Annotated in this window: 11 protein-coding genes; 8 read left to right on the top strand and 3 right to left on the bottom strand. The window is 40.2% G+C overall.

The features are described from left to right. Positions 1-79 precede the first annotated feature (79 nt). From QZ562_RS15340 to QZ562_RS15315, 6 genes are all read left to right on the top strand, one after another. The gene (locus tag QZ562_RS15340) at positions 80-832 is read left to right on the top strand and encodes a GntR family transcriptional regulator (protein ID WP_293761870.1); all 753 of its coding nucleotides are present in this window, start codon (positions 80-82) and stop codon (positions 830-832) included. 146 nt (positions 833-978) lie between these two features. Next, positions 979-3663 carry a pyruvate dehydrogenase (acetyl-transferring), homodimeric type gene (aceE, locus tag QZ562_RS15335; RefSeq protein ID WP_293761866.1) on the top strand — a complete coding sequence of 895 codons (2685 nt, stop codon included), beginning with the start codon at positions 979-981 and terminating at the stop codon, positions 3661-3663. 25 nt (positions 3664-3688) lie between these two features. Then, on the top strand, positions 3689-5386 hold the full coding sequence (aceF, locus tag QZ562_RS15330; RefSeq protein ID WP_293761864.1) for a dihydrolipoyllysine-residue acetyltransferase: 1698 nt from the start codon (positions 3689-3691) through the stop codon (positions 5384-5386). Positions 5387-5507: 121 nt separating this feature from the next. Further along, a complete protein-coding gene (gene lpdA / locus QZ562_RS15325) occupies positions 5508-6929 on the top strand; it encodes a dihydrolipoyl dehydrogenase (RefSeq protein WP_293761862.1) in 1422 nt (473 codons plus the stop codon). Between the two features lie 603 nt (positions 6930-7532). Further along, a complete protein-coding gene (locus QZ562_RS15320) occupies positions 7533-7814 on the top strand; it encodes a DUF1289 domain-containing protein (RefSeq protein ID WP_293761860.1) in 282 nt (93 codons plus the stop codon). A 56-nt stretch (positions 7815-7870) separates the two neighbouring features. Further along, positions 7871-8653: an SDR family oxidoreductase gene (locus QZ562_RS15315; RefSeq protein ID WP_293761858.1), complete on the top strand. Its 783-nt coding sequence runs from the start codon at positions 7871-7873 to the stop codon at positions 8651-8653. Positions 8654-8655: 2 nt separating this feature from the next. Here the strand turns inward: QZ562_RS15315 and QZ562_RS15310 are convergent, their stop codons facing one another. The 3 genes from QZ562_RS15310 to QZ562_RS15300 are packed head-to-tail and all read right to left on the bottom strand — an operon-like array spanning position 8656 to position 11857. Beyond that, positions 8656-9561: an alpha/beta hydrolase gene (locus QZ562_RS15310; protein ID WP_293761856.1), complete on the bottom strand. Its 906-nt coding sequence runs from the start codon at positions 9559-9561 to the stop codon at positions 8656-8658. Positions 9562-9583: 22 nt separating this feature from the next. Continuing rightward, positions 9584-10384, bottom strand: coding sequence for a hypothetical protein (locus QZ562_RS15305; RefSeq protein WP_293761854.1), 801 nt, complete (start codon positions 10382-10384; stop codon positions 9584-9586). 24 nt (positions 10385-10408) lie between these two features. Then, positions 10409-11857: a wax ester/triacylglycerol synthase family O-acyltransferase gene (locus tag QZ562_RS15300; RefSeq protein WP_293761852.1), complete on the bottom strand. Its 1449-nt coding sequence runs from the start codon at positions 11855-11857 to the stop codon at positions 10409-10411. 170 nt (positions 11858-12027) lie between these two features. Between QZ562_RS15300 and QZ562_RS15295 the strand changes: the two genes are divergently transcribed. Both QZ562_RS15295 and QZ562_RS15290 read left to right on the top strand, forming a co-directional pair. Next, positions 12028-12867: an HDOD domain-containing protein gene (locus tag QZ562_RS15295; RefSeq protein ID WP_293761868.1), complete on the top strand. Its 840-nt coding sequence runs from the start codon at positions 12028-12030 to the stop codon at positions 12865-12867. Between the two features lie 234 nt (positions 12868-13101). Continuing rightward, positions 13102-13284: a DUF481 domain-containing protein gene (locus QZ562_RS15290; RefSeq protein ID WP_293761850.1), complete on the top strand. Its 183-nt coding sequence runs from the start codon at positions 13102-13104 to the stop codon at positions 13282-13284. Positions 13285-13342: the final 58 nt, after the last annotated feature.

Raw genomic sequence — 13342 nt, 5'->3', positions numbered from 1 at the left:
TACTAACATATCACACCTGAATGGTCTTACCAATTTACCAAATAACACATTTATTGTTGTTTACTCATGGAATATCAGAATGCGCCGAGTGCAATCTAGAAAATTATCTGACGATATCACGGAGCAATTAGAAGCTATGATACTAGACGGTAGGTTGTTGGCCGGACAAAAGCTGTTATCTGAACGCACACTCGCAGAACAATTTGCAGTATCCCGACCTTCGGTAAGAGAAGCGATTCAAAAACTTGAAACCAAAAACTTGGTCGAACGTAAGCAAGGTGGTGGCACTTTTGTTAAGCCCCGGTTGAACGAATTGATTACCGATCCGCTTTTGCTACTTTTATCTGACAAGCCAGAAATGCAATTTGATTTACTCGAATTTCGACATGCGCTAGAGGGAATGGCTGCCTATTATGCAGCCTTGAGGGGTCAGCCAGAGGATTACCAAGCAATAGAAAGTGCTTTAGATGCATTGCCAGATGGCTCAAACTCAACAGATAAGAGCCTAGAAGCAATAGCCTTGGTTAACTTTTATCTGACGATGGCCAACGCTGCCCATAACATGGTCTTACAGCACGTAATGCGCAGTCTACAGTCTATGCTGCAAGACAATATTCAGCGAAACTTAGAGGTGTTGACCAAACACACTGATGCTGCACAAAATATAAACCGTCAAAGGCGCAGCATAGTTCAAGCCATTTTAGCAGGTGATCCTGAACAGGCCCGTAAGGCTAGTAATGAACACTTAGCCTATATAGAAGAAACATTGTTAAATATCAACCGACAAGACATGCGTATGCAGCGCGCGTTGCGACGGATAGAAGTAAATTAAGTATTTCATTGGATGTGTTTAAACATGTTCTAGGATGAAATGAATAACAGCTTATTAAAATATCAAATAATAGTCGAGATTTACACTTACTATATTTGAATAACGATAAGTTCCTTTACCAACAAACGATAAAAAGGGAAAGCACCATGGCAGATATGATGCATCCGGATGTGGATCCACAAGAAACACAAGAATGGTTAGACTCTCTGGAGACAGTTTTTGAGGAAGAAGGTGCAGAACGCGCACATTTTCTTTTAGAAGCTTTGATTGACAAAGCGCGACGTAGTGGAGCCCATTTACCCTATGACGCAACCACAGCGTATATCAACACCATCCCAGTGGCACAAGAGCCGACTATGCCTGGTGACCAGACGATTGAAACGCGCATTCGTGCGGCAATCCGTTGGAATGCCTTGATGATAGTGTTACGTGCATCTAAAAAAGACTTAGACTTAGGCGGCCATATTGGTAGCTTTGCATCTTCTGCCATGTTGTATGACGTAGGGTTTAATCACTTTTTTAAAGCACCCAATGAAAAAAATAGTGGCGACTTCATATTCTTTCAAGGCCATATTTCTCCTGGTATATATGCGCGCTCTTTCCTTGAAGGAAATTTATCAGAAACGCAATTAAATAATTTTCGTCAAGAGTGTGATGGTCAAGGTATACCTTCCTATCCACATCCTCACTTAATGAAAGATTATTGGCAGTTCCCCACTGTTTCTATGGGTTTAGGTCCGTTGCAGGCTATTTATACAGCACGTTTTTTAAAGTACTTAACTAATCGCGGTATTAAAGATTGTTCAGAACAAAGAGTCTATTGCTACTTAGGCGACGGTGAATGTGATGAGCCAGAATCATTGGGTGCTATTGGTTTAGCCTCACGTGAGGGTTTAGACAACTTAACGTTTGTGATCAATTGTAACTTGCAACGTTTAGATGGACCAGTTCGTGGCAATGGTAAAATCATCCAAGAACTTGAAGGTAACTTTCGTGGCGCAGGCTGGGAAGTGGTCAAAGTCATTTGGGGTAGTTACTGGGATGCACTACTTGCCCGTGACAAGTCCGGTAAACTTTTACAACTGATGAATGAAACCGTAGACGGTGAATACCAAAATTGTAAAGCTAAAGGTGGTAAGTACACCCGAGAAAATTATTTTAACAAATACCCCGAAACAGCGGCTCTAGTGGCGAATATGTCTGATGAAGATATATTCCGTCTAAACCGTGGTGGACACGATCCTGTTAAAGTATACGCAGCCTACCAAAAAGCCATGGACACCAAGGGTCGTCCGACGGTTATTTTGGCCAAAACAATTAAAGGTTTTGGTCTAGGTGCATCAGGTGAAGCCTTAAATATTGCACACAACGTAAAAAAAATGGACGTGGATTCTCTCAAAAAATTCCGCGACCGTTTCAATATTCCCGTGGCAGACGAATCGATTGCTGATTTACCCTTTTATAAGTTTGCTGAAGACAGCGAAGAATACAAGTATATGAAAGCCCGTCGTGAAGCATTAGGCGGATCATTACCTCAGCGTCGTAAGCAAGCTGAAGAACAACTAGAAATCCCTGAATTGAAAGCATTTGATGCTATTTTAAAAGGTTCTGGTGAGCGTGAAGTATCTTCTACGATGACCTTTGTACGTGTATTGAATGTCTTATTGAAAGATAAGAAAATAGGTAAACGTGTGGTGCCTATTATCCCTGATGAGGCCCGTACTTTTGGTATGGAAGGTTTATTCCGTCAAGTCGGGATTTACGCCAACGAGGGTCAAAAATATACGCCCCAGGATGCTGACCAAGTAGCTTTTTACCGTGAAGACGAAAAGGGTCAGGTTTTACAAGAAGGTATTAACGAGCTAGGAGCGATGGCTTCTTGGGTTGCAGCCGGCACGTCTTACTCAACTTGTAATGCCACCACTATTCCGTTTTATATCTACTATTCAATGTTTGGTTTTCAACGTGTTGGTGACTTAGCTTGGGCAGCTGGTGACAGTCAAGCTCGTGGCTTTTTATTGGGCGCCACTGCAGGTCGAACAACTCTAAACGGCGAAGGTTTACAACATCAAGATGGGCATTCACATGTTCAGGCTAACTTAATTCCTAACTGCGTTTCATATGACCCAACTTACGGATATGAAGTAGCGGTGATTGTGCAAGACGGTTTACGTCGGATGTACACAGAAAACGAAAATGTTTTCTACTACATGACCTTGATGAACGAAAACTATCAACACCCTGCGATACCCGAAAGTGATGATGTTGCTAAACAAATCATCAAAGGTATTTATAAGTTAGAGCGTATAGAAGCAAAAGGCCAAGCCAAAGCCAAATCTAATGTTCAACTAATGGGTTCTGGTACTATTTTAAATGAAGTACGCAAAGCGGCGCAGATTCTAAGTGAAGACTACAAAATATCTTCTGATGTTTATTCTGTGACTTCTTTCAACGAATTAGCCCGTGACGGACAAGCTATTACTCGTTGGAATATGCTGAACCCTGAAGCGGATACTAAAACGGCTTACATCAGCAAAATCATCACCAAAGACGCAGGTCCTGCTATTGCAGCTACTGATTATGTGAAAGGTTATTCTGACCAAGTTCGTGCATTCATCGATACAGATTATCGTTGTTTAGGCACTGATGGTTTTGGTCGTAGTGATAGCCGTGCAAACTTACGTACACATTTTGAAGTTAACGCAGCGTATGTGGTGGTTGCCTCTTTATATGAACTAGCTAAACGTGGTGAAATTGACAAGAAGGTTGTAACTGAGGCGATTAAACGCTTCGACATCAATACCGACAAACTTAACCCACTTTACGCCTAATAGTGACTAGATAAGGAGTTTATATATGTCTGATATTCAAAAAATTCTAGTCCCCGATGTAGGTGGCGAAGAAGTTGAAATAATTGAAATTTGTTTTGCCGTCGGCGACACACTTGAAGCTGAAGATGGTGTGATTACCGTTGAAACTGATAAAGCATCAATGGACATCCCTGCCCCTTTTGCAGGTGAATTGACCAGTTTATCGGTCAAAGTGGGTGACAAAATCAAAGAAGGTGATGTCATTGGTGAAATTAAAACATCAGGATCAACCGCTCCTGATAAAGAAGCACCAGCAGAACCAGAAGAAAAAGAGTCTGCTCCTGAAGTTGCAACAAAAGATGAACCTAACAAAGCAGAATCAGCCCCAGCAGCTGAACCTGAAACAAAGGGAAGCAGTGAACTAATTGAGGTGGCAGTACCAGATATTGGCGAAGACGGTGAAGTGGATGTGATCGATGTATTGGTGTCTGTTGGTGATGTGATTGAACAAGAAGACGGTTTGATTACCTTAGAAACAGATAAAGCCACTATGGATGTGCCCTCCACTCACGCTGGAACAGTCAAAGAAGTGTATATATCCACTGGCGATAAGGTGAAGCAAGGCACTCTTGTGATTAAACTTGAGACTGCCGGTGGTAAAGCCGCTGCTAAATCGGCTGAAGCAGCACCAACCGCTGCCGAAAAACCTCAAGAAAAGCCTCAAGAAATACCTGAAAAAGTAGCTCCGGCAGTTGCAGAAAAAACCGCACCTGTTCCAGAAACCCCTACTCCCCCTTCTGATGGAAAAGCACACGCTTCACCTTCAGTACGCAGAGTAGCCAGAGAATTTGGTGTCGACTTAAGCCTAGTGGCAGCTACCGGTCCTAAAAAACGTGTTCTAAAAGTAGACGTACAGGCCTATGTGAAAACAGAATTAGCGAAACCTCGATCAGCTAGCGGCAACGCGGTTGGTGGTAACGCGATTAGCGCCGATAATGTATTACACATTGCAAATGTTAAACCTGTTGACCATGCTAAGTTCGGTGAAGTTGAAGTATTGCCCTTAACCCGCATCCAGAAAATATCTGGCCCATTCTTACACCGTAATTGGGCTACTATTCCCCACATTACACAGTTTGATGAAGCGGATATCACTGATATTGAAACTTTCCGTAAAGAGCAAAATGCTTATCACGCTAAGACTAAATCGGGTTTAAAAATCACGCCTCTCGTATTCGTTATGAAAGCAGTGGCAAAGGCTTTGGAAAAATACCCTGCCTTTAACTCATCATTATCTGACGATGGCGAAAGTTTAATTATTAAGAAATTTATAAATATTGGTATTGCCGTGGAAACACCAAACGGATTAGTAGTGCCTGTTATCAAAGATGTAAACAAAAAAGGGATTGAACAACTTTCAAAAGAGTTGATAGAAACATCAGCTAAGGCGCGTGAAGGTAAGTTAAAAGCAACCGATATGCAAGGTGGTACATTCACCATATCGAGTTTAGGTGGTATTGGCGGAACAGCCTTTACACCTATTGTTAATGCCCCTGAAGTTGCTATATTAGGTGTGTCTAAATCAGAAATGAAACCTAAGTGGAATGGTGTAGAATTTATACCTAGACTTATGGTGCCGTTAAGTTTGTCTTACGACCATCGTGTTATTGACGGTGCAGTAGGTGCGCGTTTCTCTACCGAAGTGGCTGCAAATTTAACGGATTTACGTAGAATAATACTTTAATGAATAATGGGTGACTATTGGCTGTTACCCATTTTTTAACACCAAAAAACAAGATTTATTCACGACATGTTATTTGCACTGCAAACAAAACATATTGTTTAAAAAAGAATTTGAGGATCATATGAGCGAAATTAAGACTCAGTTAGTTGTATTAGGTGCAGGCCCAGGAGGCTATGCGGCCGCTTTTCGTGCTGCTGACTTAGGCGTGGAGACAGTAATAGTTGATGCCCGTGTTACTTTAGGCGGTGTGTGTTTGAACGTGGGCTGTATCCCCTCAAAAGCGATGCTTCACGTAGCCAAGGTTATTGACGACGCCAAGGATATGGCTAGCCATGGGGTATCTTTTGGTGAGCCCGTCATCGATTTAGACAAAGTCCGTGGTTGGAAAGACAGCGTTGTCGACCAATTAACCAAAGGCTTATCTGGTATGGCTAAAATGCGTAAAGTCAAACACGTACAAGGTTATGGTAAGTTTACCAGCAGCAATACACTTGAAGTTGAAGGCAAAGACGGAAAAACAACGATTACCTTCGACAATGCCGTCATTGCAGCTGGGTCTGAGCCAATTAGCTTACCGTTTATTCCAAAAGATGACCCTCGCGTAATAGACTCAACTGGCGCACTAGAACTAGCTGATATCCCAGAAAAAATGTTAGTCCTAGGTGGTGGTATTATCGGCTTGGAAATGGGTACAGTTTATCGTGCATTAGGTTCGAAAATTGACGTAGTCGAGTTCCTTGACCAGCTTATTCCTGCGGCTGACAAAGACGTAATAAAAGCTTATCAAAAGTATGTGAAAAATAAATTCAACGTGATGTTAGAAACCAAAGTAACAGCCGTTGATGCAAAAGAAGACGGTTTGTATGTCACTTTTGAAGGCAAACAAGCACCTGCAGAACCAGTCAGGTACGATAAAGTACTGGTTGCCGTTGGCCGTCGTCCAAATGGCAGTGTAGTCGATGCAGAAAAAGCCGGTGTGAAGGTAGACGAACGTGGCTTTATCAGTGTTGATAAACAACTGCGTACGAACGTATCTAATATTTTTGCTTTAGGTGACTTAATCGGACAGCCTATGCTCGCTCACAAAGCAGCACACGAAGGTCATGTGGCTGCAGAAGTTATCTCAGGTAAAAAGCATTACTTTGATCCTAAAGGTATTCCTTCTGTTGCTTATACTGATCCAGAAATAGCATGGGTAGGTGTGACTGAAAAGGAAGCCAAAGAACAAGGCCTCAATTACGAAGCTTCTACTTTTCCTTGGGCTGCATCAGGTCGTGCTATTGCATCAGCGCGTACTGAAGGTTTAACTAAATTGATCTTCGACAAAGAATCACACCGTATTATTGGTGGTGCTATTGTCGGTATTAATGCGGGCGAAATGTTAGGTGAAATTGGCCTAGCAATCGAAATGGGCGCAGATGCTGAAGACATCGCATTAACTGTCCATGCTCACCCTACCCTTAACGAGTCGATCGGCTTAGCTGCAGAGATGTACGAAGGTAGTATTACTGACTTGCCAAATCCCAAGGCCAAGAAAAAGTAAAATAATTAAATTATTTAAAAAAGGACCAGCAGGTCCTTTTTTTCTATCTATAGTTTACCTTTTCACGTCTACAACAAGAACACACACTAAACGTAATAGAACATATAGTCATTTCTGGTAATCAGTAAATTCATGTTTGATAATCAGACAAGCTAACTAGAACCTATAAATACGGGTTTTGTGGAGCACTAGCTCAAATCTAGAATTCGCGAACTCGACAACTCACACCATATCAACTAGGTGAGCGAAGAAGAGATTGATAAGTTCGAACACATCTCCCTTTTGAATCTGGCATCTGGTGGTACCTGTCTAACCGTTCGATTTTATAAATAGATCCTCCTTACATTTTCTACTAATACACAATCAACTGATATATCCTCTATGTACAATAATATTGGGTGTTATCACCACTTTTTTGATTAAGGTGTATCGTAGATTTTTAAAAACGCGGAGTGCAACCACCCAATTCTAATAACTGCAGCTCTACTTGCCTTGGTGTTGACAATACCAAGAACCATGTGGTTATTTTTTCTATCGTTAAGCTTGGGTATACTAGTGTTATTTATCATTCTAAAGCTTGATTACGAAGTGTTGAGGTAGACGTTGAAACAAATTGAAATCTTTGAAATTACCAGCCCATGTATTGGTGTCTGTCAGTCTGGGCCAAAAGGTTTTTGTGTGGGTTGTTTTCGTTCTAGAGATGAAAGAGTACATTGGATAAAATTAGAACAGGATGTTCAAAGTAAAATAAATAAAGCCTGTGCAGCACGTAAAAAAAGAGCAAAAGCTATCGTTAAACACAAGAAAAGTAATACTGAATCATCTTCACAACTAGGTTTTTCAGACGATTCATTTTCCCTTAATAACAGTCAATATAAGAAATAAATCATGTGGTATGTTGGTTTGTTTCTACATCACGTAAATTAATAATGAGGTTCGTCATGTCCAAACTTAAAACAGCATTGATCACAGGTTCATCAGAGGGTATAGGCCGTAGTTTTGCAGAAATTTATGCAAAAAATGGCCACGACTTAGTGTTAGTTGCACGCAATGCAGTTAAGTTAATGGATTTTGCTAGTGAACTAAAAGCAAAATACGCAGTTGATGTGCATGTATTTGCAGCCGATTTAATCCCCGTCGATGCAGCACAGAAATTGTTTGAGGCAATTGCACTAAAAGAAATTGAAATCGACATCTTAGTTAATAATGCAGGCATGATGCAAGTTCAAAAATTAAGCCTAAGCGACCCACAAAAGCTTAATGATTTGTTGCAATTAAATGTCCAAAGCTTAGTCAATATGACACAACAATTTATCAAACCTATGCTGGCACGTGGCCAAGGGAAAATTGTTAACATAGGCTCTATTGCTAGTTTTATGCCCACACCTAATTTTGCAGCATATGGTGCCAGTAAGGCTTTTGTATTGTCTTTTTCAGAAGGCATTGCGGAAGAGCTTCGGGGCACTGGGGTAGCTGTCACTTGTGTATGCCCTGGCATGACAGAGACAAAAATGCTCAGCCATGCTGATGGTTTTGAAAAATTCATTCCTAAGTTTTTAAAAGCTGATCCAATGGAACTTGCTGCACAGGCCTATAAAGCTAGTATGAAAGGTGATGTGGTGTTTTTGGATAAAATTGCTAACAAATTATTAGTACAGTGGGCCACGCATTATCCCAGGTGGATGGTGCGCGGCGTAAATGGTTTATTTGCACGCTTTAAATAAGTTTAACTCAGCTTGATATGATCTAGTATCTGTGTGGTTATATCGTCGTATAGTTGATTTGGTATGGTGTGCCCCATTCCTGGGTAGACTTTTATCTTGGCATTTGGGATCGCTGTTGCTGTAGCATAACCGCAAGCGACGAGTACTAAGGGATCATCCTCACCATGAATGATCAAACTTGGTACGGTTAAAGTTCTGAGTGCGGCAGTTCTATCTGGTGAGTCTAATATAGCGGCTAATTGACGGGTGTTGCCAGCAGGATTAAAGCCACGTTGTAATGCCCGTGATATTAAACTAAGTACTTTTTGTTGATCAAACGGGTAATAATTTCCGTGTATCAAACGCCAAACGTTCAAGCCATAGGTAACAGCTTTATTGATATCTTTAGGTGGTCGTTTCAGCATTTTAAAACTAAACGCTGTAGATGGTTTAGGTAATTTTCTACTACCCGTGGTAGACATAATGGAAGTTAGACTTTTAACTCTGTGTGGATGTTTAATGGCAATCTCTTGAGCAATCATTCCACCCATGGATACGCCAACTATATGTGCACTTTTCAAATGTAATGCATCTAATAAACCCAGAGTATCTTTCATCATATCAGATAATAAATAAGTAGCTCCTAACGGGCGCCTAAATACCGCATTTTTCAGTAAAGCAAAACTAGTGGGGGCGGGGGTTGAGTCCAACCATGTACTTTTACCATTATCACGGTTATCAAATCTGATAACCCAATAACCCTGTGAGGCAAGTAATTCACAGAATTGCTGGTCCCAATAAATCATTTGGGTAGCTAAACCCATGATCAATACAATTGCTGGATGACTTTTGTCCCCGAAACTATCGTAATTGATATCAATACTATTAGCTGCAATTAACTGCTCGGGATGGTGAGTGATAGAATTCAATAGTGTCAAAACCCTTTGTAAATTAAACGAATTTTAGCTTGCCTGAAATCTGAGTTTTTTCAAGTTCATCTTTTTTGTACGGCTGCCAGCTAGCTTCTAACTGTGACAATCTATTGGCAACAATCCATACAACTTGTGGATTATGACCCAGACCAGAATGACTCCCCCGAACCTGAATATTTTCTGCTTGATGATGTGCTTCAATTCGGTGGTTAATACAAGCTTGCCAATGAACAACCCCATCAGTTTTAGAATATAATGCAGAATTAGGCACCGGAGGAGGCATAAACATTTTTCTTACTACATCAGGGTTAGATTGAGAAACATTACCGTTAATAAGTTCAAACAATCCTTCGACTACTGGCGATGATCCATGTGATCCATTAAATGGACTACCCAGAGTGATGACTTGCCTCACACAATCTGGAATAATACGTGCGATTTCTCTGGCCAAAATACCACCTAAGCTCCACCCTACTAAACTCACTTTTGCGCTATGGATAACCGATAATTCAATCACTCGATTAATTAATTTATCACTTAATACTTGTTCACCACCAACTATTTCTGTGCCTAAATTGCGTCCAAGCCCCCAGCCATATGTCTCATAACCTTTACCTTTTAAAAACGACCGTATAGGTTTAGTAGAAAAATCACTGGCCAAGAAACCTGGAAGCACCATCACCGGATGACCGTCACCAGATGGAGCCCTATTTAAAAATGGTAATGCAGCACCAAATGCACTGAGCTCCACTAATGATCGACCTTCGGTGAACATATGAAATAAGGAAGGCCTTGGTATATTAGGTAATACATGTTTCATAACAAATCCTATAAAATGATAAAATTATACGTCCCGCATAAGTGAATCCATAGCAGCTTGTCCAGCTAACTTTTCCTGAACTGCCAGTTCTAGTTCATTGGCACTCTCGCGAATGTAACGTGTAAACACATCTAAATCAGGCATCAAATTTACTGAACTTGTGGGACTAATAGATAAGGTACCGTTATAACTACAAATAGGCATAATTAACCCCATGCCATCAAAAATAGGGGCTGTTCCCATATTAACAATCAACTTATGTCCAGCAAGATAAATAGGTATCTGAGGCCCAGGTACATTCGTAATGACCACATTAAATAATGGGCTATGATGCTTAGCTATGGCTGCCCTAGAGTAAAACCTTGCTGCCACACCCGCTAACCCAAACGGAATTAACTCGGCATATCCCATTAAACTTTTTGCATCGATGGCATCTTGGTAAAGTTTACCTACCATCGTGTTGATTTGAATTTTCTCTAAGCGTTTTATTGGGTCATCAATATCTGTAGCCAACTGCACGTACATTGCAGATACTTGATTACCCATAGCATTTTTTTCTTCTGTTGTGCGGGTCGATACTGGCACCATGGCGACAAGTGGCTTATCAGGTAATTCACCTTTTTCCAACAAGTAACGTCTAAGCGCGCCAGCGCATATAGCTAAAATTACATCATTTAAGGTTGCACCATCTACTACTTTTCTGAGGGCTTTAACGCGATGAATATCTAAAATAGTTGAATTCCAAACACGCTCCATTTCAACCGTATCGTTAAACCTTGTTTTGGGTGCATTAAACGGCATGGTGGGCATATTTATACCTTGTGCCCGAGTCATGTAACCCGCTTTTAAAGTTGCTTTACCTGTATCCCACAATAAACCAGGAAGTTTAGTAGGCCGTGAAATAAAGTTATAGGCGCTTTTTGCCATCAGTCCAACAGGCCCGAGTATTTCATTCTTATCTTTAACAACCGCCGGCTTTGGTTTTCTTGGTGTTGGTGACACATCAAATAACATAGACATTAATTCAGCCCCTGATTTACCATCAAATCCTGAATGATGCACTTTACTGATTAATGCCACAGACCCTTTAGGTACTTGAGAGATATTGTCTAAGCCTTCAACAAAGATAAACTCCCATAACGGACGATCTCGATTTAGCTGCTGAGAAAATAATCTGGATGCCAAATAACGTAGCTCTTTCCAGCCACCTGGACGCGGCAAAGCAGTACGATGCATGTGCATATTAATATCAAAATCTGGATCCTCTACCCAATAAGGCCTGTCGAGACTGAGTGGAACGGTGACAAGTTTTTGTGTGAGTTTTTCAACAGTATGCACACGCTCACTTACGTACTGACGAAAATCATCAAACTCAAGTGATCCCTCAATAATTGCAACACCTCCTATATGCATAGGTATTTTAGGTGTTTCAAGATATAAAAACGAAGCGTCTAGCCCAGAAAGTTCTTTCATAGATATGCCATTAGTGCTGAAAACTTATCATAAAATAACCCTATCTTTTTATGGATAAAAATCAACCTCTATTATCAATACGCCAATATAATAATCAAAGTAAAAAGAAACTAACTTTTCAAATCACGAATGTTTATACTAGTGTCATAATGTTTCCAAAAAAACAAATTATGTCATTCATTCACCCTATAGATATCGCTAGAGTAGCCAGCCAATCTTTTGCCCTTCCGGACATTTGTGTGCGCATTCGTTCAATGTTGGATGATGATAAATCTGACTTAGAAGATATTAGCCGGTTCATCAAATTGGATCCCTCTTTATCTTCAAAACTACTTAAATTAGCAAATAGTCCACTATTTCGTTTTGAATCGCAGATTGATTCCATAGCAAAGGCGATTAATATTATTGGTGGCGAAGCCTTATATAATCTTGTTATGGCAGAAACAGCCAGTTCTGCATTTGAACACTTTAGTAGCGACGTGATTGATCTAAGAAGATTTTGGTTGCAGAGCATTTATGCTGCATTAGTTGCAAAACACTTGGCTAAAATAGTCAAAATAAGAGGTAGTGAACGGTTTTTTTTATTGGGTTTATTACACAATTTAGGCGAGTTGTTGGTTGCGGTACAGGCACCCGATTTAGCTATTAAATGTTGTAAATATGACAAAAAGACTTCCCCTTGGAAATTACAACAACAAACCCTAGGCTTTGATTATGCAAATTGTAGCGCAAAACTTATGGAATTCTGGCAGCTACCAAGCCAACTATATATTCCTGTGATGGATTTACATAACGAGAATAAAGCATTAGAAAATAAGGATGTGGCAATCATTTATATTGCTGCTCGTGCTAGTGTAGCAATGGCTCATTCCGATTTATATTCTGCCAACCAATTAGTCACTCCTTTAGTTTTGAAACACTTGAATCTTGAACATGAAGATTTAAAAGATGCAATTAAATTTGCAACCATGGAAGCTGACGGGATGTTAGGCATAATGAAATTTCATTAAGCTTAAAATTATTAATATATAATAATTTTAAGCCTTTCGCGTTATCCATCCACAAGTACAATCTTTTATATGTATTACTGTAAAATTTTTGGTTGTTAGTATTTTTATTTTATTAAGCGAATTTCATTTATTTATTTTTTACTGACCGCAAACAGTGTTTTTGCTGAGCGAAAAGAAATAAATTCTTTTGGTCTGGCAGATAAACTCGATTTTGAGGGTAATGAAGAGTTGTCGATGATCGGAGAATTCGGTTTTTTAATGGCAGATGGAAATACTAATACATCAACTATCACCGCCAAGATGAGCACCAATCGGAAATTAACATCTTGGAGCTATCAGTTCATCGGTGATGTTCTTTATATACGAATCCCTCAAGAAGTAGATGACGAAAAAAGTAATGGAGCCTCAGCACAATAACTATTCTTATCTGGGCAATTTGATCACATACTTAATTCAATGATCGAATGTTTATTTA

The sequence above is a fragment of the uncultured Paraglaciecola sp. genome (genome assembly GCF_913058035.1).
Classification (GTDB): domain Bacteria; phylum Pseudomonadota; class Gammaproteobacteria; order Enterobacterales; family Alteromonadaceae; genus Paraglaciecola.
This window is presented reverse-complemented; position numbering and strand designations above follow the sequence as displayed.